The 22,450-nt window shown below is 68.3% G+C and carries 19 protein-coding genes; 12 read left to right on the forward strand and 7 right to left on the reverse strand.

Annotated features, from left to right (window positions below):
• Positions 1 to 207 precede the first annotated feature (207 nt).
• The 3 genes from QNJ30_22885 to QNJ30_22895 form a co-directional block, all read right to left on the reverse strand.
• Positions 208 to 1,029, reverse strand: coding sequence for a tetratricopeptide repeat protein (locus QNJ30_22885; protein ID MDJ0946307.1), 822 nt, complete (start codon positions 1,027 to 1,029; stop codon positions 208 to 210).
• A gap of 80 nt (positions 1,030 to 1,109) precedes the next feature.
• Positions 1,110 to 2,339: a threonine ammonia-lyase gene (locus tag QNJ30_22890; protein ID MDJ0946308.1), complete on the reverse strand. Its 1,230-nt coding sequence runs from the start codon at positions 2,337 to 2,339 to the stop codon at positions 1,110 to 1,112.
• Positions 2,340 to 2,404: 65 nt separating this feature from the next.
• Positions 2,405 to 4,780, reverse strand: coding sequence for a penicillin acylase family protein (locus QNJ30_22895; protein ID MDJ0946309.1), 2,376 nt, complete (start codon positions 4,778 to 4,780; stop codon positions 2,405 to 2,407).
• Positions 4,781 to 4,943: 163 nt separating this feature from the next.
• Between QNJ30_22895 and QNJ30_22900 the strand changes: the two genes are divergently transcribed.
• Complete coding sequence (locus tag QNJ30_22900) at positions 4,944 to 5,726, forward strand: hypothetical protein (GenBank protein ID MDJ0946310.1); 783 nt, start codon at positions 4,944 to 4,946, stop codon at positions 5,724 to 5,726.
• Between the two features lie 59 nt (positions 5,727 to 5,785).
• Here the strand turns inward: QNJ30_22900 and QNJ30_22905 are convergent, their stop codons facing one another.
• Positions 5,786 to 6,607, reverse strand: a complete 822-nt coding sequence (locus QNJ30_22905; GenBank protein MDJ0946311.1) for an ATP-grasp domain-containing protein — start codon at positions 6,605 to 6,607, stop codon at positions 5,786 to 5,788.
• Between the two features lie 251 nt (positions 6,608 to 6,858).
• Between QNJ30_22905 and QNJ30_22910 the strand changes: the two genes are divergently transcribed.
• The gene (locus QNJ30_22910; GenBank protein ID MDJ0946312.1) at positions 6,859 to 7,080 is read left to right on the forward strand and encodes a hypothetical protein; all 222 of its coding nucleotides are present in this window, start codon (positions 6,859 to 6,861) and stop codon (positions 7,078 to 7,080) included.
• A gap of 159 nt (positions 7,081 to 7,239) precedes the next feature.
• Here the strand turns inward: QNJ30_22910 and QNJ30_22915 are convergent, their stop codons facing one another.
• On the reverse strand, positions 7,240 to 7,929 hold the full coding sequence (locus QNJ30_22915) for a 4-hydroxy-4-methyl-2-oxoglutarate aldolase (protein MDJ0946313.1): 690 nt from the start codon (positions 7,927 to 7,929) through the stop codon (positions 7,240 to 7,242).
• 87 nt (positions 7,930 to 8,016) lie between these two features.
• Between QNJ30_22915 and QNJ30_22920 the strand changes: the two genes are divergently transcribed.
• The 4 genes from QNJ30_22920 (at position 8,017) to QNJ30_22935 (ending at position 13,200) form a co-directional block, all read left to right on the forward strand.
• Entirely contained in the window at positions 8,017 to 9,234 is a 1,218-nt protein-coding gene (locus tag QNJ30_22920; protein MDJ0946314.1) for an alpha-hydroxy acid oxidase, read from the forward strand.
• A 110-nt stretch (positions 9,235 to 9,344) separates the two neighbouring features.
• Positions 9,345 to 10,127: a hypothetical protein gene (locus QNJ30_22925; protein ID MDJ0946315.1), complete on the forward strand. Its 783-nt coding sequence runs from the start codon at positions 9,345 to 9,347 to the stop codon at positions 10,125 to 10,127.
• 349 nt (positions 10,128 to 10,476) lie between these two features.
• The gene (locus tag QNJ30_22930) at positions 10,477 to 12,633 is read left to right on the forward strand and encodes a hypothetical protein (protein MDJ0946316.1); all 2,157 of its coding nucleotides are present in this window, start codon (positions 10,477 to 10,479) and stop codon (positions 12,631 to 12,633) included.
• A 129-nt stretch (positions 12,634 to 12,762) separates the two neighbouring features.
• On the forward strand, positions 12,763 to 13,200 hold the full coding sequence (locus QNJ30_22935) for a hypothetical protein (GenBank protein MDJ0946317.1): 438 nt from the start codon (positions 12,763 to 12,765) through the stop codon (positions 13,198 to 13,200).
• A 115-nt stretch (positions 13,201 to 13,315) separates the two neighbouring features.
• Here the strand turns inward: QNJ30_22935 and QNJ30_22940 are convergent, their stop codons facing one another.
• A complete protein-coding gene (locus QNJ30_22940; GenBank protein MDJ0946318.1) occupies positions 13,316 to 14,833 on the reverse strand; it encodes a malonyl-CoA synthase in 1,518 nt (505 codons plus the stop codon).
• 17 nt (positions 14,834 to 14,850) lie between these two features.
• On the reverse strand, positions 14,851 to 15,543 hold the full coding sequence (locus tag QNJ30_22945) for a GntR family transcriptional regulator (GenBank protein ID MDJ0946319.1): 693 nt from the start codon (positions 15,541 to 15,543) through the stop codon (positions 14,851 to 14,853).
• Positions 15,544 to 15,797: 254 nt separating this feature from the next.
• Between QNJ30_22945 and dctP the strand changes: the two genes are divergently transcribed.
• The 6 genes from dctP (at position 15,798) to QNJ30_22975 (ending at position 22,448) form a co-directional block, all read left to right on the forward strand.
• The gene (gene dctP / locus QNJ30_22950; GenBank protein ID MDJ0946320.1) at positions 15,798 to 16,817 is read left to right on the forward strand and encodes a TRAP transporter substrate-binding protein DctP; all 1,020 of its coding nucleotides are present in this window, start codon (positions 15,798 to 15,800) and stop codon (positions 16,815 to 16,817) included.
• Between the two features lie 206 nt (positions 16,818 to 17,023).
• Positions 17,024 to 17,539 (forward strand): TRAP transporter small permease, encoded by a 516-nt coding sequence (locus tag QNJ30_22955; protein ID MDJ0946321.1) that lies wholly within the window; start codon positions 17,024 to 17,026, stop codon positions 17,537 to 17,539.
• The gene (locus QNJ30_22960; GenBank protein ID MDJ0946322.1) at positions 17,536 to 18,852 is read left to right on the forward strand and encodes a TRAP transporter large permease; all 1,317 of its coding nucleotides are present in this window, start codon (positions 17,536 to 17,538) and stop codon (positions 18,850 to 18,852) included. The genes QNJ30_22955 and QNJ30_22960 overlap by 4 nt, the downstream gene beginning before the upstream one ends.
• Positions 18,853 to 18,861: 9 nt before the next feature.
• The gene (locus QNJ30_22965) at positions 18,862 to 20,325 is read left to right on the forward strand and encodes a malonyl-CoA decarboxylase family protein (GenBank protein MDJ0946323.1); all 1,464 of its coding nucleotides are present in this window, start codon (positions 18,862 to 18,864) and stop codon (positions 20,323 to 20,325) included.
• 42 nt (positions 20,326 to 20,367) lie between these two features.
• Complete coding sequence (locus tag QNJ30_22970; protein ID MDJ0946324.1) at positions 20,368 to 21,543, forward strand: type III PLP-dependent enzyme; 1,176 nt, start codon at positions 20,368 to 20,370, stop codon at positions 21,541 to 21,543.
• Positions 21,540 to 22,448 carry an alpha/beta hydrolase gene (locus QNJ30_22975; GenBank protein MDJ0946325.1) on the forward strand — a complete coding sequence of 303 codons (909 nt, stop codon included), beginning with the start codon at positions 21,540 to 21,542 and terminating at the stop codon, positions 22,446 to 22,448. Before QNJ30_22970 ends, QNJ30_22975 begins: the two co-directional genes overlap by 4 nt.
• The last annotated feature ends 2 nt before the right edge of the window (positions 22,449 to 22,450 follow it).

The raw sequence follows: 22,450 nt of genomic DNA on the forward strand, positions 1-22,450 counted from the left end.
GCCACCCGTGTGTTCTCCTGTTGCCGACTCAGCTTCAACTCCCGGCCATAGAGGCTACAGATTCCTCGATAGGGATGGAAGCGACAGGTCAAGTCCGGTAAGTGCCGGTCCTTTCGGTGACGGGCCGGAGGGCAAGACCGGCGCCTCACCCGGGGCGTAGGAGCCGCGAGACGGCTGCCGAGGTCGGAGGTCGGGGATACGTCGAGGTCACCGCCGCTTTTCCGCCGCGCGCAGGTCACCGCCGTCGCCAGTCGTCTTTGGCGGGCCGAAGGCCTCGGCGATCAGCCCGGCCCCGTCGTCGCACTCGAAAGCCAGGGCCGCGGCCGCGATGATCTCGTCGAGGCCGTCCACGTCCATACCGGCCTTCGCCGTCTGTTCCGCGAGCTGAGCGCGGGTCGCCTCGGCCTCCGGCTGGTCGCCTCTCGCCTGCAGCGCGGCGGCGGCGGCCAGGAAGCGGAAGCCGATCTCCGCCTTGCCGTTGCGCTCGGCCATGACGCTCAGGTTCTGCAGGGTCAGGGCCAGGCCGGTGAGGTCCTCCACCTGCCGCATGACCTTGATGGCGTGGCCGAAGCCCTCGGCGGCCTCGGCGAGGTTGTCCTCCTCCATGAAGCTGGCGGCGATCTGGTAGAGCGAGCGGGCCTCGCCCTTTGCGTCGCCGATCTGGTGCTGGACGTCCAGCGCCGCCCGCGACAGGCGGCGCGCCTCCTCGTAGTCGCGCCGCTGCAGGGAGATTGTGCCGAGCTGATGCAGGGTCGCGCTGTAGCCCGGGGCGTCCTTGAGGGTCCGGTAGAGAGCGAGGGCGGTCTCGAAGGGCTCGACCGCCGCGCCGAAGTCGCCCTTGCGCAGCGCGACCGCCCCGAGCCGGTGCCAGCAGAGCGCCTGGCCGGGGACATCCTCGCGTTCCTGGGCCAGGCTTAGCGCCTGCAGGAAGCCGAGCCGCGCCGCCTCCAAGTCGTCTGCCTGCCAGGCGTCGACCGCCCGCTGCTGCAGCGCGCCGAAGCGCCCCGTGCCGTCGTCTCCCCCCGTCATCGCGACCTCACACTTGGCGTAACCCAGAGAGTGTAGCCGGCTGCGCGATGATCCTCAATCGCGGGCAAGGCCGGCCGCGGTCAGGATCCCGAGTCGATGGAGCGGCTGGAGACGATCCGCGTCGGGAAGCCCTGTGCCTTGAGCAGGCCGACGATGTGCTCGACGTGGGCCGGGTTGCGGGTCTCGACCATGATGTCGAGATCGGCCTGCTTGGCCGGCACGTCGGAGAACATGCGCTGGTGGTGGACCTCGATGATGTTGCCGCCGGTCTGGCCGATGCACTCGGCGATCTTGGCCAGCACCCCCGGCCGGTCGATGATCTCGACGCGCAGCTTGACCAGGCGGCCGTCGCGGATCAGGCCGCGGGTCAGCACCGAGGCGAGCAGGCGGACGTCGATGTTGCCGCCGCAGATCACCGTGGCGACCCGGCGCCCGGCGAAGCGCTCAGGGTGCTTCATCACGGCGGCGACGCCGGCCGCGCCGGCGCCCTCGGCGACCAGCTTCTGCTCCTCGACCAGCAGCTGCACCGCGGCCTCGATACCGGCCTCGTCGACCAGCAGGATCTCGTCGACCAGCTCGGCGACCATGGCCTTGGTCAGGCCGCCGGGCGTTTTGACCGCGATGCCGTCGGCCAGGGTGGTGCCGCCGGCGCTGGGCGCCAGGGCGTTCAGCGCCTGGTACATCGAGGGGTAGAGCTCGGCCTCGACTCCGAGGATCCGGATCTCCGGGTTCAGTGCCTTGGCCGCAAGGGCGATGCCGGAGGCGATGCCGCCGCCGCCGACCGGCACCACGATCAGCTCGAGGTCGGGCCGCTCGGCCAGCATCTCCAGGCCGATGGTGCCCTGGCCGGCGATGATCATCGGGTCGTCGTAGGGATGGATGAAGGCGAGGCCTTCCTCCTGCTGGATGCGCCGCGCGGCCTCGGCTGCCGCGTCGATGGTGTCGCCCTCCAGCACCACCCGGGCGCCGAAGCTGCGGGTCCGCTCGACCTTGGTGAAGGGTGCGAAGACCGGCATGACGATGGTCGCCGGGATGCCCAGGCGCTGGGCGTGATGCGCGACGCCCTGGGCGTGGTTGCCGGCCGACATGGCGATCACGCCGCGCTCGGCCTCGGCCGCGGAGAGGCTCTTCAGCTTGTTGAGCGCGCCGCGGTCCTTGAAGGAGCCAGTGAACTGCAGGTTCTCCAGCTTCAAGGAAATCTCGCAGCCCAGGGTCTGCGACAGCCGCGGCGCGGCGATCAGCGGCGTGCGCACTACCTCGCCTTCGATCGCCTCCGCGGCGGCCCTGATGTCCTCGATGCCGACGGTCATGGCTGTCCCCTTGGCCAGTATGGGCCCGGCGCCACGCTCTGTCATGGCCGGAGCCGTCGTGAATACTAGGGCGGCGCGAGGGTAAGCTGCTCGACCTCCTTCTCGCTGTCGTTCTTGAGGCGCAAAAGTGCGCCGTCGCGCCAGCGCCGGGCGAAGCTGCCGTAGTGCGGCGACAGGGGATTGCCGGACTGCCCGGTGGCGGTGATCGCGCGGGTCGCGTCCAGGTCGTCCAGGTCGAAGACGATGCGCAGGCTGGCTCCGGCGACGTGGGAGAAGCGATTGCCGCCGTCGATCGCGTAGACGCCCCGGTTGATCGTCTCGTTGCCGCCGTCGGTCTCCTGGCCGAAGCCGAAGAGATCGGCGACCAGGGGGATCCGGCTCAGGACGGGATGAGCCAGCTCGGCACGGTGCAGGTCGCCCCAGCGCCAGTCTTCAAGGTCGCCGCCGAGGTCGCGGGCCAGGCCGGCGACCGCCGCCTCCAGGGCGGCGGTGATGCGTTCGTCGCAACTTTCCGTCCGCTCGGCGGTCGCGGTGTCGTCGCACCAAACCGCGCCCCCGGTCACCAGCGCGGCCAGGCGCCTTGGTTCCGGGCGGGCGAGGTCGGGGAAGTCCTCGCCCAACTCGTCGGCCAGCAGCAGGCGGGTGAGCTCGATGGTCCAGGCGGCGTAGATCAGCGGCTCCGGCCGCGTCCGGTCCATGTCGAAGTCCCAGGCCTTCAGCTTGGCCAGCGCCTCTTGCGCCAGCGGGCTCTCGGGCGTCGCAGCCAGCAGGCGGGGCAGCAGCTCGGCGGCGTCCGTGGCGTGGCTGTCCATCTGCATGGCGCCGACCAGCGCCGGGTCGAGCGGGGCCTCGGCGCTCAGCAGCTCGAGGATCCGCCGCGCCCGCTGGGGCGGCGGCCAGTGGGCGGTAAGGAAGTGCGGGTAGTCGTCGGGCACGACCCGGTTGTTGCCCGAGACGATGCGGCCCTGGCGCGGATTCAGGGCGCGCGGCAGCTCGGCATAGGGCAGGAGGCCGGTCCAATCGTAGTCGCCGGTCCAGCCGGGGACAGGGGCCGTGCCGTTGCCCGCCTTGCGCAGGGGCACCCGGCCCGGCGCCAGGAAACCGATGTTACCGTCGACGTCGGCGTAGACGATGTTCTGCTGCGGGCTGTGGAAATCCTCCAGGGCGGCCTGGAACTCGCTCCAGTTGCCGGCCCGGTTGAGCGCGAGCAGGCCGTCCGGGGTCCGGTCGTTGACCTTGAGGGCGGTCCAAGCGAGGGCGAGTACGTGGCCTTCGTCGGGCAGGTTGCGCGGACCCATGAAGGCGTCAGAGATCACCGGGCCGTGGCGGCTGATCCGGACCTCCAGATCGACCGGATCGGCGTCCTTCACCGCGATGACCTCGCGGACCACCTCGAAGGCCCGCGGGCCCTCCGGCGTCTCGTAGCCGCCGTCCTCGGTCAGTCGCTCGACGAAGAGGTCCTGGGTGTCGCTGTGGGTGGTGGTGAAGCCCCAGGCGATGCGGTCGTTGTGGCCGATGACGACGAAGGGCACGCCGGGGGCGGTGGCCCCGGCCAGGGTCCGTGCCGGGGTCTCGATTCGGACCAGGAACCATTTCCCAGGGGCCTGGAGCGAAAGGTGCGGGTCGTTGGCCAGGATCGGCTTGCCGCTAGCGGTCAGGCTGCCGTCGATCGCCCAGGCGTTGGAGGCCGACTGCGGGCGCAGCTCCGGCGGCACTCGGTCGAGCAGGGCGCGCAGCCGTGGCGCGGCCGGCAGGCGGGCGGCCGAGGCTGCCTTGATCGTGGTCGGCGCGCCCTCGGGATCGCCCGGCCAGAGGAAGGCCACCTCGGCCGGGTCCATGTGCTTCAGCAGCTTGGCGCGCAGCACCTCGTGGCGCCAGTTGCCGGACAGCAGCAAGGCCATGATGCGGCCCCAGACCAGGGAGTCGGCCGGCCGCCAGGGCTCGGGCTCGTAGCGCAGCAGCTGGAACTCCAGTGGCAGGGGGCCGCTGCGCCGGGCCAGGAAGGCGTTGACCCCGGCCGTGTAGGCCTCCACCGTGGCTCGGGTCTCGGGCCTCACCCAGGCGAGTTGCTCTTCGGCCTGGCGGTAGAGCCCGAGGGTGCGCATGAAGCGGTCCGTTCCCAAGGTCGCGGCCCCGATGATCTCGGACAGCCGGCCGGCGCCCAGGCGGCGCATGAAGTCCATCTGCCAGAGCCGCTCCTGGGCGTGGACGAAGCCGAGCGCCCGGTAGGCGTCGAGATCATCCTCGGCGCGCAGGGTAATGAGGCCCTCGGCGTCGCGCAGGACCTCGACCGGCGCCGCCAGCCCTTCGAGCCGGATCTCGCCACTGGTCTGCGGCAGGGAGCCGCGCAGCCACAGCGTGCCGCCGAGCCCCGCCACCGCCGCGAGGCCGGTCAGGCCGAGCAGCCCCCAAAGCAACCACTTCCCGATTCGATGCGCCATCCTGGGGTTCTATCCGATCCGCGCCCGCTACTCCAGGCATGCTCGCGCCGTCGATGATCGCAAAAATGGTTGTCGGAAGAGACGCTTCGCTTGCCTTAAAGGAATGACGTTATCGCTATGCTAGAAGCCCGACGAAGGCTAAGCAAATGCGGGAGCATCACACATGGCCATCGACCTCTACACGGGTCCGTTGCAACGCTATTTCACGCGGCGCTGGGAAACTCCCGGCGAGGTGGCGGCGCGCGAGGCAGGCATGAAATACAAGATGGTCTTCCCGGACGGTGTCGATCCGCTCTCCCTAGACGATCGGACGGCCATCGCCGAGGTTCGGGACTTCGCCGAGCGACTCAAGCCCGATCTCCACCTGGTCGAAAGCCCCTGTTGGCAAGAGTCCTTCGATTCGCCCTACCTGTCGGTGCAGCTGACCCCGGACGGCCTCAAGGCCTTGATCATATGGGCAGCCTTTCAACATCGCGGCGACCTGGAACGACCTAAGGCTTTGCCGGAAGACCACTATCAAGTGGCCGCGGTCGCGGAGGCCTCCGACAAGGGCTACTACATGGGAGCGATGTCAACCCTGGAGGCGCATATGATCGTGCCGGGTCCGGAGAGTGCCATCGTCATGGCCGAAGACCCCATCGGGCGCGAGCTCTTCGTCACCACCAGCGCCGCCCTGGACCAGACGATCGAGTTTCTCGCGCCCAGCCTCGATCTCACTTCAGAAAAGGCGCAGGCGCTCGTCAAGAGCGGCGCGCCGAGCAGGGGAGCCGTGATGCGCTTGGCCGACCGGAGGTGGTACGAGTTCTACAAGCCGAAGTGGATCCAGGAAGAAACGCCGCCCCTGGAGGACGAAGTCAAAGCTCTTGCCGAATATGCGCTCGCAGCCTTCATGGTGACGCGCGACTTCGCGGTGGCCCACAGGGTGCCGATCGTACGGGATGAATAGTGCCTGACGACGCCGCGGCCCGAGCCGAGGTGGAGATTTGATGGCGTCCGAAAGATTGCTCAGGCATTAGGTTTCCGCACCAGGATCTTGCCGAGGGCCTCCACGACCCGATCGCGATCGCAAAGATAGAGGTCAGCGCCGCTGAAGGGGTTCAGCTCCAACACGCTGAGGCCGTCGTTGGTCAAGCAGATATCGATGACGTAGACACGATCGCCGACCGCGATCCGTTTTCCCGCATTCTCGGCAAACAGAAAGACCTCAGACGGAACTCCGGTGCTCCGACCGCAGCGGCCCTCGGCGTCGTAGGCCGACCCGGCGACCGGCACTCCGTCGACGACGACCAAGCGCCATTCCTGCTCCACGGTCCGCGGCGGGGCCAGGACGATCGGGAGGTCCAGTTCATCGTAGTAGAAACCGTGATCGAGCGCCTTCGGTGAGACTTCGCCACGTGTCAGCAGGCGCCCCGAAAAGGGCTTGAGCGCGCTGTCCGGGCGCACGAAGACGGCGTCGGCACAGGCCAGCGCCTCGAAGTGGCTTTCAGGATCGTCGCAGAACTGCCGCACGGTCGTGAAGGCATGTCTCCGGTTCAAGAGGCCGTCGGGCAGTTGCCGATACCAGCTTGAGCAGCGGAATGCCTCGGTATTGCAGAAGGCGCCGGGTCGCCAGGGAAGCGACCGCCGGACTCTGTCCGCGTTACCCAGGCTGCCGTGGAAAACGACGGATTGGTCGAACAGCCTCGGCCAAGCGCCATTCGACCACCAGATGTCGTCCCAGGCGAGGACATCTTGCCCGGCCGCTCTGGCGGCCGCCTGCAGACCCTCATGGCGATCATCAAAGACCTCGGCCTCCAGAACCCAGGTCAGGTTCTGCGCGGAGGTCATGGCGCCAGATCGCCCTCGGCTTCGGCCCAGGATTCAGAGCCCGACTGCAGCAACTCGTTCCGTCGCCACGATGTTCCCATTTGCGACAATTTCGTGTCGTTCCTAGACGAATGCTTTACCCCCGTGGTATAGCCTCCGCGTCCCACCAAATAAAAGCGTGTCGAAGCGACTTTGGTGTCCAGCGCGGCGGACGACGGCGGAGCGTCAAGCTTCGCACCTGCCGCAGCCGCCCTCCCGACACGGAGCCTCTCGTGAAAAGGACCTACCAAGCCTTCCCGGTGAAGAAGCTGCCCGCGGAACTGCGCCGCGGCCTGGGCGCCGATGGCGTCGTCGAGATCACCATCGAAGTTCCCGAGGCCGCGTCCGCCCGGCCCGAGGAAGAGGCCGACCTGCTCGGCCCGGCGGCACCCGAGACGCTGGCCGGTCAGGGCAAGCGGGTCGAGGACCTCTGCGCCCGGCGGAAGTTCTGGTAGCCCGGGCCGTCCGACCACGACCTCCTGGCCCAAACGCGGGACCGGCCGCCTAGAGCACGATGACATGAGGTCGAATCGACCTCTTGTCTGAATCGTGCTTTAAACTTTTGAAAGAGAGCGGGATGACATGAAGCCGGATTGGCTTCATGTCATCCCGCTCTAGTCGATCTCGCGCACCTGGTCGCTGGCCAGGAGGGTCTTAACGAAATCAGGCAGTTCGAGCCCGGCCTTGACCTTGGCTTCCAGCTCGGCCTCGGCTTTCCGCACCGTCTCGAGCCGGGCGATCACGGCGTCGACCCTGGCCAAGGGCACGACCACCACGCCGTCGAGATCGCCGACCACCAGGTCGCCGGCCGCCACCGTCACGTCGCCCAGGGTGACCGGCAGACCGACCGTCCCGGGGCCGTTGCGGGCCGGCGAGTTCGGGGTGACGCCGGCGCAGAAGCAGGGCAGGCCGACCGCGCGCAGCCCGACGATGTCGCGCACGTAGCCGTCGGTCACGACCGCGGCGACGCCGCGGTTGCGCAGCATCCCGTGGACCAGGTCGCCGATGACCGCGGTGGCGGTGAAGCCGTCGGTCCCGATCAGGATGACGTCGCTCGGCTGCGCGGCGTCGAGGGCGCCGAAGACCGCCAGGTTGTCGGCTGGCCCGGCGTGGCAGGGCAGGGCGACGCCGCAGAAGCCGGCCGCCGCCGGATCGATCGGCTTGATCCGGCCGTCGAGGGCGCCGCGGCCGTCCAGGCAGTCGACCACTTGGCCGGTCGGCACGCCGGTCAGGGCGGCGACCTGCTCGGGCCTCGGGCGCGGAAAGTTCCGCCGGATGGTCAGGAGCGGTGGGTCCTCGATCATGCTGCTCTTCCCTTTTGCCTTCGGCGCGCGCAGTTGCGATCCTCTTCCGGCAGACCGCAAGGATGAGGGCCCGGGGGATTTTGCGCAATGAGTGAGCGACCGCCGTCCTGGAAGCGCCGGGCCTACAACGTCGCCGCGCTGCGGGAGCTGGCGCGCCGCCGCCTGCCGCGTCCGGTCTTCGACTTCGCCGACGGCGGGGCCGAGGACGAGCGCACCCTCCGGCGCAACGAGGCGGCCTTCGAGGAGATCCAGCTGCTGCCCCGGCCGCTCGAAGGCGCCGCCGCGCGCGACCTCTCCCTGGAGCTCTTCGGACATCAGCTGAGCCTGCCGGTGGTCATCGGGCCGACCGGCCTCTCCGGCCTGTTCTGGCCCGACGGCGAACGCGCCGCCGCGCGGGCGGCCCGGGCGGCCGGGACCGCCTTCTGCCTGAGCCACGGCTCGGTCTGCACCCTGGAGGAATTGGCCGAGACGGGCGTCGCGCCGCGCTGGATGCAGGTCTTCGTCTATCGCGACCGGGGCCTGACCCGCGAGTTCGTCGAGCGCGCCCAGGCGGCGGGCTATGACGGCCTGGTGGTGACCGTCGACAACCAGATCCTCGGCCACCGCGAGCGCGACACGCGCAACGGCTTCACCATCCCGCCCCGGTTCCGCGCGGCCGACCTGGCAGCCATGGCGACCAAGCTGCCCTGGCTGCTGCGCCTTGGCCCGCGGCTGCCGAGCCTGACCTTCGCCAACTACCGGCGCGCCGGCGAGGACGGCGACATCAGGGCCCTGGCCGCGCGCATGACCGAGCTGCTCGACCCCTCCCTGTCGTGGCGCGACATCGACTGGTTGCGCGGGCTCTGGACGGGCCCTCTGATCGTCAAGGGGATCCTGCACCCGGCGGAGGCGGCGGGCGCCGTCGAGCGCGGCGCCGACGGCCTCGTGGTCTCCAACCACGGCGGCCGCCAGCTCGACGGCGCCGCCGCCACGATCGAGGCCTTACCCGCGGTCATCGCCGCGGTCGAAGGACGGGTGCCGGTGCTGATCGACGGCGGCCTGCGGCGCGGCGGCGACGTGGTCCGGGCCCTCGCCCTGGGCGCGACCGCCTGCCTGATCGGCCGCCCGCAGCTCTGGGGCCTGGCGGTCGCCGGCGAGGCCGGCGTGGTGCACGTCCTGGACATCTACCGCCGCGAGATCGACCGCGCGATGGGCCTCTGCGGCGTGACCAGCCTGAGCGGCCTCGGCCCCGACCTGATCCTGGGGGCAAGCAAGCCGAGCCGGATCGAGCTGCGTTCGCTAGCAAGCAGGAAATCCTCGGCTTGATCACGCTCCGAGTTGCTACGATGGTTCGGCGGTGACGGCGCGGCCCGGCTCGATCCGGGCCGCTTGCGGTCCAAGTTTGTGCCGAGAGCTCAGGTAGGGAGGGCGTGCCAGTGGGAGTCGACCTCTTCGCGGGCTCCTTGCAGCGCTATTACACCAGACACTGGGAGACTCCCGGCGGGGCCGCTGCGCGGGCCCAGGGCCTGGACTACCGCATGGCCTACACGCTGGAGAACGATCCGGCGCCGCTCGAAGAGCGCGCGGTCGCGGCGGGAGTCCGCGACTTCGCCAAGCGCCTGCAGCCGAAGCTCGAGCTGAGCGACGGGCCCTTCTGGAACGAGTCGCCGGATCTGCCCTACATGTCCCTGCGCCTGACCTACGAGGGCCTGGGCGCTCTCCTGCTCTGGACCGCGCAGCTCTACCGGCCCGACCTGCCGCGGCCGCTGCGCCTGCCCGCCGATCCCTGGCGCGCGCCGGCGGTCGCCGAGGCCGTCGAGGGCGGCTACTACGCCGGACCCATGGCGGTCTTCGAGGTCAACATGGTGGTGCCCGGCGGCGCGGAGCGGATCAGCAGCGAAGTCGATCCCCGCGGCCACACGCTTTCGGTCACCACCAGTGCCACCCTGAAGCAGGCGATCCGGGCGGTCGCCCCCAGCCTGCACCTCAGGGCGAGCTCCGCGGAGCGGATCGTCGAGGCCGGGCCGCCGCCGAGCGGCTTCGCCGTCGGCCGCCGCGGGCGCCGCTGGTTCGAGGTCTACAAAGCCAGGCGGCAGCGGAGCGAGCCGCCGCCCCCCGAGGACGAGGTCCGCAGCCTTGCGGTCTACGCCTTGTCCTGCTTCATGGTGATGAACCGCTTCGCGACCGAGCACGCGGTGCCGATCGTCCGGGACGACTGATATCTCAGGTGCGCCGACCCCACAGCGGCGCTGCCATGAAGCGGTCCCAGGGCGCAGTGTGGAACAGCGGCCCGGGGCAACGCCCGGGAGGTCTGGGCCTTCGCGCAGGACCTGGCCGGCCAGGTACTGAGCCAGGGCCCGATGATCGGAGACTGCGACACACTCGGCTCGATCCCGGGCGAGAGGATTGAAGTCCGCTTCACCGCCTTGAAATTTCCCGAACGCCGGAGCCGGGTCTACCGCCGTGAATTCTACTGAGCCTTCGCCGCGGCCACACTGGCCAGCAATACTCTGGCAAGCAAGACCGGGTATAGCTCCTCGGCAGCACGCCTCATGGGGGAAGATTCCGGTGGAAATTGCTGTTTCGGTTGTCGGCGCGCGGTCGATCTATGCCTTTGGACTCGTGATCGAGCGACAGGGAGAGACGGATCCGGTCATGGTCCTTCCCTTCAAGGGCGAGCAGGTGGAAGCCGCCGCGCCCTTGAACGAAAGGGAGGTCTTGGCGGCTGGCTCCGACGGCAGCCTCGCCGTCTGCGATGCCTCGACCGGGCAGGTCTTGCGTCGGGCCAAGTCGGAAGAACGCTTCCCGAAGCTCCGGGTTCTTCGCGGTGGCCAACGCTTCCTGCTTCTCAGCCAATACAAGCTCTGGGTCTGGTGCAGTGACCCGCTTGAACTCGAAACGCAGTTCAACGGATGGGTACGGCGGTCGAATCGCTGGCAGCTCTACGACTCCTCACCGCCCCCCGCAGGTGAAGACAAATCGGTGCTCGAACGCTGGCGCGAGGAAAGGCGAGCCTTGGAGTTCCAGCAGCTCGGCCTCAACCCCGAGTCCTTTCGTGAGTGCGCCGACGGCAAGCTGCTCATCGGCCGCTATTTCGATCTTCCCAGCGGCTCGTCGCCGTCCTACGGCATCTATCGGATCGATCCGAGCGACTGGTCTCTCGAGCCCTTCATCCTGCCCGAGACGCAAGCCGGTATCCTGAACTACTTCCGGGGTTTCAGTCCCTCAGGGCGCTATGCCATCCGCTCGGACTACCTGGCATTGCCCTACACGAACGGGCGCAGAGGTCTCAAAGGGCTCCTCGGCCTCGGGAGCGGCGACGGCTCGGAGGCGCATCGCGACGCGAAGTGGGACGGCAAGCTGCGATTCGGCCAAACGCTTGAGCTATGGGACCTTGCCGGTGAGCCGAAGATCGCGCAGAGGCCCATGGTCCGGATGATCGAGCACGGGCATATGCGCGGCAATACTCTCGGCGACGGTTTTGTCGGCGAAGATCGGCTTCTGTCTTTGGCGGAGCAGATCGAAAGGATCCACAACAGTCCAAACGGTACGACGGAGCTGGCTCGGTGGTTCGATCTGCCGGTCTCGCGAAGCCTGCGTCTGCTGCACGACACTGTACAGCAGGTGTACTGGGAGCCCGAGGAACGGGCTTTCTGGGTGCAGTTCCATCCTTCCGTCCTCCGCCGCGTGTCGCTCGAGGGCAACCTCTCGCCGCTGATTTCCTTTGCCCGCTGGTCGCATGAAGGCGACCCCTACGCCGGTCCCTGGCACGGATGTCGAGAGCTCGGCCTGGAATTCCTTTCGGACGGCCGTCTTCGTTTCGGTAGCCCCCGTGACGGCTTCGTCTGCTTCGATCCCGCGATTTGCATGGAGCAGGCTGGCGATATCCATGTCTTCGATGAAGACGAGGACGGGTTCGAGCCTCCACACGATCACGGCGCCGCCTTCGACGCCTTCGTGAACAAGGCCACGATGGTCGAGCAGCCGGTGGAGTCCTTCACCGCCGCCGGCGTCGAAGTGGCGCTGTCATCGTTGACTGAACAGGTCGAGACGCGGCTCGCCGATCTGATCTGGGGCGAGTACCTGCGGGTGCGTTTTGAACTCGACGGCGAGGATCTTTCGGAGGAGAGCTTCTATCAGAGGATCGTGGAGCAGGACCTCCCGGTCGGCGGTGCCCTGCGGAAGCTGATCCTGGCCTACCTGGATGGGATCGAAGGCGGCGAAGGGAAACAGCCCTGGTCGGAGGGGGAGGAGGGCATCGCGGCCTTCGGTCATGCGGTCCGGGCTTTGGTTCTGCTGGATCCCGGGTTCCTCGACGTCCTGCGACTCTATATGACGAAGCGGGACGGTGAGCACGAGTGCTTCTGCGGCGATGTCATCCTGCCCGATTTCCTGAAGCGGTACGGCTGGCGCGACCCCGCGGTCCTGGGCTTCGGCGTGTTCTTCGCCATCAACCGGATCTGGGGCGGCCGCGTCCCGGAGTCGCTGATCTGGAACGAATACGGCCTCATCGACGCGGCCTCCGGAATGATGAAGGCCGAGGCCTTCGCCAACCTCGTCCTCGCCGAACTGCGTCGCCACGATCTTGATCCGCAGTGGAACCACCAGGAACCGAAAACCGGCTACTATCTCTCAACCTTGATTGCGGGTCTCGATCAAGCTGACCGCTACCACAAGGCCTTGCGCGCGGCTCTTGAGGAGAAGTGTCCGGAAGCCTTCGTCTAGGAGCCTTCTGGCCGGGAAAGGTAAAGGCAGGACCTACTGGAAGCTGCGGCCGTAGGCTTCGTCCAGCTCGTTCTTCTCGACCTTGCCCGTGGTCCGCGGAGGTGCTTCACGGACAGAACGCACGATTTGATGGGTGAAGTCTTGAAACGCGATGATTCCGTCTTCGTTGTCCACCATTCCTATGAACGTGACGACATTGAGAACGTCTGTTTCATTGGCGTGTATTCGTCGAGAATAAGTGCGGAGTCCGCCGTCGAAAGGCTGCGCGGACAGCCTGGATTCCGGGACTATCCGAAGTGCTTCACGATCGAGGAGTACTCGCTTGACGAAGACCATTGGACGGAGGGCTTCGTCACGATCGTGCCGATCCAAGTCAAGCTGCAGGCCGGCCCGGAGGAATGGACGACCGTCCACGCGGAACTTCAGCACCACACCGACCGCTATCAAATCATAAGCTTTGAAGGCGAGAACGAAACCGACTGGCAGTTCAAGGGAGGCGATGTCGTCGCCTGCGAGGAGCGGGATGGCATCCTCTACGCTGTCGAATTGGCAGAGCGGAAGGAATAGTTTCGAGAGCCCGAGAGCGCGACGCGTCTGGGCAATCGGTGGTCAGGTCGAGCCATTCCAAGAACGCGCCATTCCAAGAACGCCAAGGACAGCGTCATTTCTGCGCGCCTGACCTTCATGGGAAGGCATCGCGATGCTCTTCCCGCAGCTCATTCTTCTGGACCTTGCCCATGGCGTTGCGGGGCAGGGTCTCGGCGGTGAAGATCCGCTTCGGCACTTTGTAGCCGGCGAGCCGGCCCTTCAGCCGGGCGATGATCTCGCTTTCCTCGGGCGACGGGCCGCCCGAGGCGGGGACCACGACGGCGGCCACCGCCTCGCCGAAATCCGGATGGGGCAGGCCGATCACCGCGGATTCCTGGACCCCGTCCAGCTCGTCGATGGCCTGCTCGACCTCCTTGGGGTAGACGTTGTAGCCGCCGGAGATGATCAGGTCCTTGGCGCGGCCGACGATCTGGACATAGCCGCGGTCGTCGATCCGGGCCAGGTCGCCGGTGACGAAGAAGCCGTCGGCCCGAAACTCCTCAGCCGTCTTCTCAGGGTTGCGCCAGTAGCCCTTGAAAACGTTTGGCCCCCTCAGCTCCAGCACGCCGATCTCGCCGGCCGGGACCGCGCCGCCGTTCTCGGCGCGGATGCGGACCTCGACCTCCGGCAGGGGCAGGCCGACGGTGCCGGCGCGGCGCTCGCCCTCCAAAGGGTTGGAGGTGATCATGCCGGCCTCGGTCATGCCGTAGCGCTCAAGGATGCTGTGCCCGCTGCGCGCCCGGAAGGCCTCGAAGGTCTCGGTCAGCAGGGGCGCCGAGCCGGAGACGAAGAGCCGGATGTTGCCGCAGGTCTCGGCGTCGAAGTCCGGCGTCGCGAGCAGCCGGGTGTAGAAGGTCGGCACGCCCATGAAGACCGTCGCCTCCGGCAGCCGGCGGAGGACCTCCTCGACATCGAAGCGGGGCAGCAGGATGATCCTGGAGCCGTTCAGCAGCGCCGTGTTGCTGGCGACGAAAAGGCCGTGGACGTGGAACAGGGGCAGGGCGTGGAGTAGCACGTCGCCCGCCCGGAAGCCCCAGATCCGGTGCAGGGCCGCGGCGTTGGAGGCCAGGTTGCCGTGGCTCAGCATGGCGCCCTTGGAGCGCCCGGTGGTGCCCGAGGTGTAGAGGATCGCGGCGATGTCGTCGGCGGCGGCCTCGGCGCAGCCGGCCTCGGGATCCAGGTCGCGCGCGGCCTCGGCCAGGCTGCCCTCGCCCGACTGGCCCTGGGTGAGGAGATGGGCGACCCCTGCTGCCCCGGCCACGTCGCGCAGCGCCGCCTCGGCCGCCGGGGTGCAGACGAAGACCACGGGCTCGGCGTCGCCCAGGAAGTAGGCGATCTCGGCGGGCGTGTAGGCGGTGTTGAGGGGCAGGTAGATCGCGCCGGCGCGCAGGCAGGCGAGGTAGAGGAAGAGGGCCTCGGCCGACTTCTCGACCTGGACCGCGACCCGGTCGCCCGGCGCGACGCCGAGGTCGCGGAGCAGGCGGGCGAAGCGTCCCGAGGCCGCCTCGAGATCGGCATAGCTGTGGATCCGCCCGTCCGGCAGCTCGATCGCGGTCCGGCTCCGGTCGTCGGGAAAGCCGGCCCGCAGCTTCTGGAAGAGGTTCTCGGACATGGCGCTCGCTTCCGGTCTCAGGCCGAGGCGGCCTGCAGGTAGGAAGGGGGCAGGGCGGTCACCAGGTCGGTGAAGACGTCGCCCTGAATGTTGACGTGGGCCCGCAAGCGCTGGGCGGCAGCCTCGCCGTCGCCGGCCAGGATCGCCTCGACCACCTCGCGGTGCTCGGCCAGCGAACGGTCGATGCGGCCGGGGTGGTGAAGCTGGAAGCGACGATAGGGCTGCAGCCGGTTGCGCAGGCTACGGGTCGACTCCTGCAGGTAGGCGTTCTGGGAGGCGGCGTAGATCACCTCGTGGAAGCGCCGGTTCTCCTCGTAGTAGGCCTCGGGGTCGCCGGTCTCGGCCAGGGCGACGCAGGTCTCGTGGCTGCGGGTCAGGGCCTCGCGCTGCTCGGGCGTGATCCGGCGCGCCGCCAGGCGGGCGCAAAGCGCCTCCAGCTCGGCCATGACCTCGAACATCTGCAGCAGCTGCTGCACGGTCATGGCCGCAACCACCGCGCCCTGGCGGGGCCGCAACTCGACCAGGCCGGCGGTCGAAAGCTGCTGCAGGGCCTCGCGCACGGGAGTGCGGGATACGCCGAAGCGGGCGGCCAGGCGGCTCTCGTCCAGGCGCGTCCCGGGCCCGAGCTGGCCCGAGGCGATCTCGCTCTCGAGGCGGACGCGGAGCGCGTCGGCGCGCCGGGTGGCCTGGGTTTTCGCCTTGGTGGCCAAGCTTGTGACTCCCGACTTTCTGATCAACCTTCAGCCTATCGCATGCCAGAACGCATCTCAAGGATGCAATTTCAATTTTTTTGTATACAAGGATGGACTCGCGCTCTCAAGCTCGCTAAGCTCGCGTCCAGGAAAGGCAAGAGCGGTTCACGAAAGCCGCCGGGCCCGGACAGGCAAAGCACCGGGCCGCTGTCGGAAGAAGAGGCTGGCGGACCGCCCCTGCGCGGTGCCGGCGCATCCATGGGAGGTAACGCATGACGTCTTTCAAGAAAGCTTTGCTGAGCGCCGCAGTCGTGGCACTCGGCGCCGGCTTGGTTGGTGATTGGGCCGGCGGGGCCTGGGCCGCCGACATCAAGCTCAAGGCCTCGCACCAGTGGCCGGGCGGCAAGGGCGATGTCCGCGACGAGATGGTGCAGATCATCAAGAAGGAGGTCGAGGCCGCGGACGTCGGCGTCGCCGTGCAGGTCTATCCGGGCAAGTCCCTGTTCAAGCCCAAGCAGCAGTGGGACGCCATGGTCAAGGGCCAGCTCGACATCTCGGCCTTCCCGCTGGACTACGCCAGCGGCAAGCATCCGCAGTTCAGCGCGACCCTGATGCCGGGCTTGGTCAAGAACCACGACCACGCCAAGCGCCTGAACGACTCGCCCTTCATGGCCGACATCAAGAAGATCATCGACGACTCTGGCATCGTTGTGCTTTCCGATGCCTGGCTCGCCGGCGGCTTCGTCTCCAAGAAGACCTGCATCCTGGACCCCAAGGACGCCGAGGGCCAGGTGCTGCGGGCGGCCGGGCCGGCCTTCGAGCAGATGCTCTCGGCCGCGGGCGCCTCGATCAACGCTATGCCGTCGTCGGAGATCTACCCGGCGCTGCAGACCGGCGTGCTGGACGGCGCCAACACCTCCTCGGGCAGCTTCGTGTCCTACCGGATCTACGAGCAGGTGAGCTGTCTGACCGAGCCCGGCGACTACGCCCTCTGGTTCATGTACGAGCCGATCCTCATGTCCAAGAAGTCCTGGGACAAGCTGGACGACAAGCAGAAGGCGGCCTTCGAGGCGGCCGGGCAGAAGGCCGAGGACTTCTTCTTCGACGCCGCCAAGGGCCTCGATACGAAGCTGGTCGAGGCCTACAAGAAGGCCGGCGTCGAGGTGGTCTCCATGAGCAAGGAGCAGCATGCGGCCTGGCTCGAGATCGCCAAGCAGTCGTCCTACAAGAACTTCGCCGAGAAGGTCCCGGGCGGCAAGGAGCTGATCGAGAAGGCCCTGGCGGTGGAGTGAAAACGGCTAAGTCCGGAGCACAGTCTTCCCCTCACCCGCTCGCGGCTCGCGCCGCTCCCACCCTCTCCCCGAGGGAGAGGGTTGAGAAGGCTTGGCGAGGCCGAGGCCGAGCCTTAGCCGGAGCTGGGTGAGGGGACGACGGCGACACGATTTGGCGGCATGGGCCCGGGTCACCGGCTGCTCTTTCACGGGAAGGACTCCTCATCATGGACCTCTTCGTCCAAGGCGTGCGGCGCCTGTCCACGCTCTGTGGGATCGTCGCGGTCGGCCTACTGCTGGCTGCCGTGCTGGTGGTCTGCCAGCTGGTCTTCGTGCGCTACGTGCTCGGCACCTCCGCGATCTGGCAGCACGAGTTCGTCACCTATTCGCTGGTCGCCGCGACCTTCCTCGGCAGCCCCTACGTCCTGCTGACTCGCGGTCACGTCAACGTGGACCTGCTGCCGCATTACCTCGGGCCCCGGGGCAGGCTGGGGATGGCGCTGCTGGCCTCCCTCCTGTCGCTGGCCTTCTGCGGGATCATCGGCTGGACCTCGATCTCGTGGTGGCACGAGGCCTACGTCAACGGCTGGCGGGGCGAGACGGTCTGGGCGCCGCGGCTCTGGATCCCATGGGCCGCCATGCCGCTCGGCATCGGCCTGCTCTCCCTGCAGTATCTGGCCGACATCGCCGCCCTGCTCACCGGTCGGGCGCTACCCTTCGCCGCCGAGGAGAGCCTGCCATGAGCCCCCTAATCCTGGGCCTGATCGTTGCCGTCGTCACCGTGCTGGTGCTGCTCTCTGGGGCGCCGGTGGCCTTCTCGCTCGGCTTCGTCGCGATTCTCTTCCTGGTCATCTTCGACGGCCTGGGCGCGCTTTCGGTGGTGCCCGACATCTTCTACGGCGGGCTCGACAACTTCGCCCTACTGTCGATCCCGATGTTCATTTTGATGGGCGGCGCCATCGCCTCCTCGCGGGCCGGGGCCGACCTCTACGAGGCGCTGGACCGCTGGCTGACCCGGGTGCCGGGCGGGCTCATGGCCTCCAACATCGGGGCCTGCGCGATCTTCGCCGCGCTCTCCGGCTCCTCGCCCGCGACCTGCGCCGCCATCGGCAAGATGGGCGTGCCCGAGATGCGCCGGCGCGGCTATCCCGCCGGCCTGGCGACCGGCTCGATCGCCGCCGGCGGCACGCTGGGCATCCTGATCCCGCCCTCGATCACCATGATCGTCTACGGCATCGCCACCGAGACCTCGATCGGCCGGCTGTTCATCGCCGGCCTGCTGCCAGGCCTCATGCTGACCGGTCTGTTCATCGCCTGGGGCCTGATCAACGCGCGCATCCAGGGCCATACCTTCGCCCTCGGTGACCGCCACTTCTCCTGGCGCGAGCGCTTGGAGGTGCTGCCCAAGATCGGGCCCTTTCTGCTGGTCATCGCCGGCATCCTCTGGGTGCTCTACGGCGGCGTCGCCACCCCCTCGGAGGCGGCCGGGGTCGGGGCGGTCTTCTGCATCCTGCTGGTCATGGTGATCTACAAGCTGCGCAGGCCGCGCGAGCTCTGGGGCGTGCTGCGCGACTCCATGCGGGAATCGGTGATGATCCTGATGATCATCGCCGCCGCGGCCCTGTTCAGCTACATGATGTCTTCGCTCTTCATCACCCAGTCGCTGGCGGAATGGATCGGCAATCTGGACGTCAATCCCTGGCTGCTGATGCTGTCGATCAACATCTTCCTGCTGATCGCCGGTTTCTTCCTGCCGCCGGTGGCGGTGATCCTGATGACCGCGCCGACCCTGGTGCCGATCGTCGAGGCCGCCGGCTTCGATCCGATCTGGTTCGCCGTGGTCCTAACCATCAACATGGAAATCGGCCTGATCACGCCGCCAGTCGGCCTTAACCTCTATGTCATCAACGGCATCGCGCCCGATGTTAGACTCCAGACGATTCTCTGGGGCGCTTTGCCGTTCATGCTTTGTATGATTCTGGGGATAGTATTGCTGTGCCTCTTCCCCGGCATCGCGCTGTGGCTTCCGGAGGTCTTGATGGGACCAGGACTCTAGGCGGCAGACATGGGTGACATCGCGAACGAGAACTTCTTCGATCGGGCCCTCGGCAACCTCAAGACGGCTTGGCGCGACGTCGCCAGCGGGGCGGCGCGCACTCTCGGCCTGGCGATGCCGCCGGACGCCGCCGACCCCGATACCCTGACCCGCCTCATGACCGACTGCCTGCTGGCCCGCGGCGGCGAGGTCTCGGCCCGCCTGCGTGCCGCCGAGCTGGGCCAGGCTTACCTGGAGAGCGACGCCGCCGGCCGGCGGCAGTTCCTGGAGATCCTGGCCCGGCGCTTCGCCACCGACGACGCCGCGGTCGAGGACGCGATCATCGCCTACCGTGCAGCCGACGACCTCAAGGGCCGGCTCGTCGGCCATCACCAGCTGCGCCGTGCGCTGCAGCCGCCGCGGGTCAAGTTGCTCACCCAGTTCAACGCCTTGCCGGAAGGCGTGAAGTTCCTGGTCGATCTGCGCGCCGACCTGCTGCCGCTGATCGCCGAGGACCCGCTCCTGCGCGACCTCGACCGGGACCTGCGCGAGCTCTTGACCTCCTGGTTCGACCTCGGCTTCCTCGACCTGCGGCGGATCACCTGGGATTCGCCGGCCTCCCTGCTGGAGAAGCTGATCGCCTACGAGGCGGTGCACGAGATCCGGTCCTGGGACGACCTGCGCAACCGCCTGGACTCCGACCGCTGCCTCTTCGCGCTCTTCCACCCGCGCATGCCCGAGGAGCCCCTGGCCTTCGTCGAGGTCGCCCTGGTCCGGGGCCTGGCCAGCAACGTCCAGGCCTTGCTCGACGTCACGGTGCCGACCGGCGACCCGGCCGAGGCCGACACGGCGATCTTCTATTCGATCTCCAACACCCAGAAGGGCCTGCGCGGCATCAGCTTCGGCGAGTTCCTGATCAAGCGGGCGACTGTCTGGCTCTCCCAGGAGTTCCCGCAGATCAAGAACTTCGCCACCCTGTCGCCGATCCCCGGTTTCCGCGCCTGGCTGGAGGGCGCCGGCAAGGAGGCGGTGCCCGGCCTCCTGACCGAGGAGGAGAAGCTGGAGATCCGGATCGCCGCCGGGACCGAGGCGCCGCAGGAGGCGCTCGTCAGCCTGGTGTCCGAGCCCGACTGGCCGAGCGAGCCGGGCGTGGCGCGGGTCCTGGAGGCGCCGCTGCAGCGCCTCTGCGCACGCTATTTCCTGGAGCGCCGGGACGGCGGCCAGCCGATCGATCCCGTGGCGCGCTTCCACCTGAAGAACGGCGCCCGGCTGGAGCGGGTCAACTGGCTGGGCGACACCTCGGCCAACGGCCTGCGCCAGGCCTGCGGCATGATGGTCAACTATTGCTATTTCCCGGAAGAAGTGGAAAAGAACCACGAAGCCTTCATGAGCGAGGGCCGCTTGGCCTTGGGCGCACCGGTCCAGGGCCTGCTGCGCGGCTGGCGCGACGCGAAAGGCTCACCGATTATTAACCGCCGACAGAGAAAGTCCTGACAAGGGCCAAGCATGGTTGCGCACGCTGCGCGGAGGCACGATTTGCTCGCAGGCGCCTGTACCGTCAAGAAATCACACAGCTTCGAAAGCGTGCAGGCCGTGGCCCGGGCGCTGAAGCCGAGTTATCCGGTCCACTGCGTCCGGCCGGAGGTGCTGGAGGACTCGGCGCGCCGCTTCGTCACCCTCTTCCCCGGCCGGGTGCTCTACGCCATCAAGTGCAACCCGCATCCCCTGGTCCTGGGCGCGCTCTACCGCGGCGGGATCCGCGACTTCGACACGGCCTCTCTGCCCGAGATCGCGACGGTCGCCGATGCGGTCTCCGATGCGCGCTCCTACTTCATGCATCCGGTCAAGGCCCGGGCGGTGATCCGCTCCGCCCACAAAGTCTATGGCGTGCAGGTTTTCTCGGTCGACCACCTCGGCGAGCTCAAGAAGATCTATGACGAGACCGGCGGCGAGGGCGTGGTCGCCGTGGTCCGGCTCAGGACCCCGCCGGCCGACGGCACGCTCTACCACCTGGCGGCGAAGTTCGGTTGCGAGGTCCCGGAGGCGATCGAGCTGCTGAGCGAGGCGCGCCGCCTGGGCATGCAGGGCGGGATCTGCTTCCACGTCGGCTCCCAGTGCATGACGCCCCAGGCCTACACCCAGGCGCTCGAGATGGTCGGCCGGGTGATCGAGGGCGCGGGCTTCGATCCGCACTGTGTCGACGTTGGCGGCGGCTTCCCGGCCGACTACGTCAGCCACAAGACGCCGCCCCTGGAGGACTTCATGGACGCGATCCGCGCCGGCGCCAAGGCGATCGCGCTCAAGCCGACGGTCGAGCTCTGGGCCGAGCCGGGCCGGGCGCTGGTCGCCTCCGGCTGCTCGCTGCTGGTTCAGGTCCAGCTGCGCAAGGACAACCAGGTCTACATCAACGACGGCATCTACGGCTCGCTGTCGGAAATGAACCAGGTCAGGATCAAGCCGCCGGCGCGGCTGCTGCGCCTCGAGGGCGCGGTCGCCGAGGCCAGGGAGCGCTTCACCATCAACGGTCCGACCTGCGATTCCCTCGACGTCCTGCCGGGCGAGTTCGACCTGCCGGCGGACCTGCGCGAGGGCGACTGGATCGAGTTCGACCAGATGGGCGCCTATTCCAACGCCCTGGCCACGCACTTCAATGGATTCCATCCGGAGACCTTCGTGACCGTGCACGACACTCCGCCCAGCCGGCTCGGATGATCCCGCCGGGACCAAGCGAGGCCGCCGGCAGCCTGGCGTCTGCCCTGCGCGAGCGCTTCGTCCTGGGGCTCTCTGCCCAGGGCTTCCACAAGGTCGCCTACGGCGAGTGGGGCGACCCGGAACGGCCCGAGACACTGCTCTGCGTCCACGGCCTGACCCGCAATCGCCACGACTTCGACCTGCTCTGCCGGGCGCTCTCGGCGGAGTTCCGCATCGCCTGTCCGGACGTCGTCGGGCGCGGCGGCAGCGACTGGCTGCGGGATCCCGCCGGCTACGGCTATCCACAGTACCTCTCGGACATGACCGCTCTGATCGCGCGCCTGGGCGCCGAGCGCCTCGACTGGCTGGGCACCTCGATGGGCGGCCTGATCGGCATGATGCTGGCGGCCCAGCCGGGCACGCCGATCCGGCGGCTGATCGTCAACGATGTCGGCCCCTTCATTCCCAAGGCGGCGCTGGAGCGCATCGCCGGCTACGTCGGCCGGGACCCGCGCTTCCCCGACCTGGCGGCGGCCGAGGCCTACTTCCGCGAGGTCCACGCGCCCTTCGGCCGGCTGAGCGACGCGCAGTGGCAACACCTGACCCGGCACGGCGTGAGCGAGGACAGCGGCGACGAGGCGGGCAGGGGCTTCCGCCTGCGCTACGACCCCGGCATCGCCCGGCCCTTCGCCGAGGCGCCGCCGGAGGACGTCGACCTCTGGGGCCTCTGGGAGCGCATCGCCTGCCCTGTGCTGGTGCTGCGCGGCGCCGAGTCCGATCTCCTGACCGCCGAGGTCGCCCGGGAGATGACCCGCCGGGGCGCGCAGGCGACCCTGGTCGAGTTTCCGGATTGCGGCCACGCGCCGGCGCTGATGGACGAGGACCAGATCGCCGTGGTCCGCGACTGGCTCCGGCACGGCGCATAACG

It is taken from the genome of Kiloniellales bacterium, assembly GCA_030066685.1.
In the GTDB taxonomy this organism is placed as follows: Bacteria; Pseudomonadota; Alphaproteobacteria; order Kiloniellales; family JAKSBE01; genus JAKSBE01.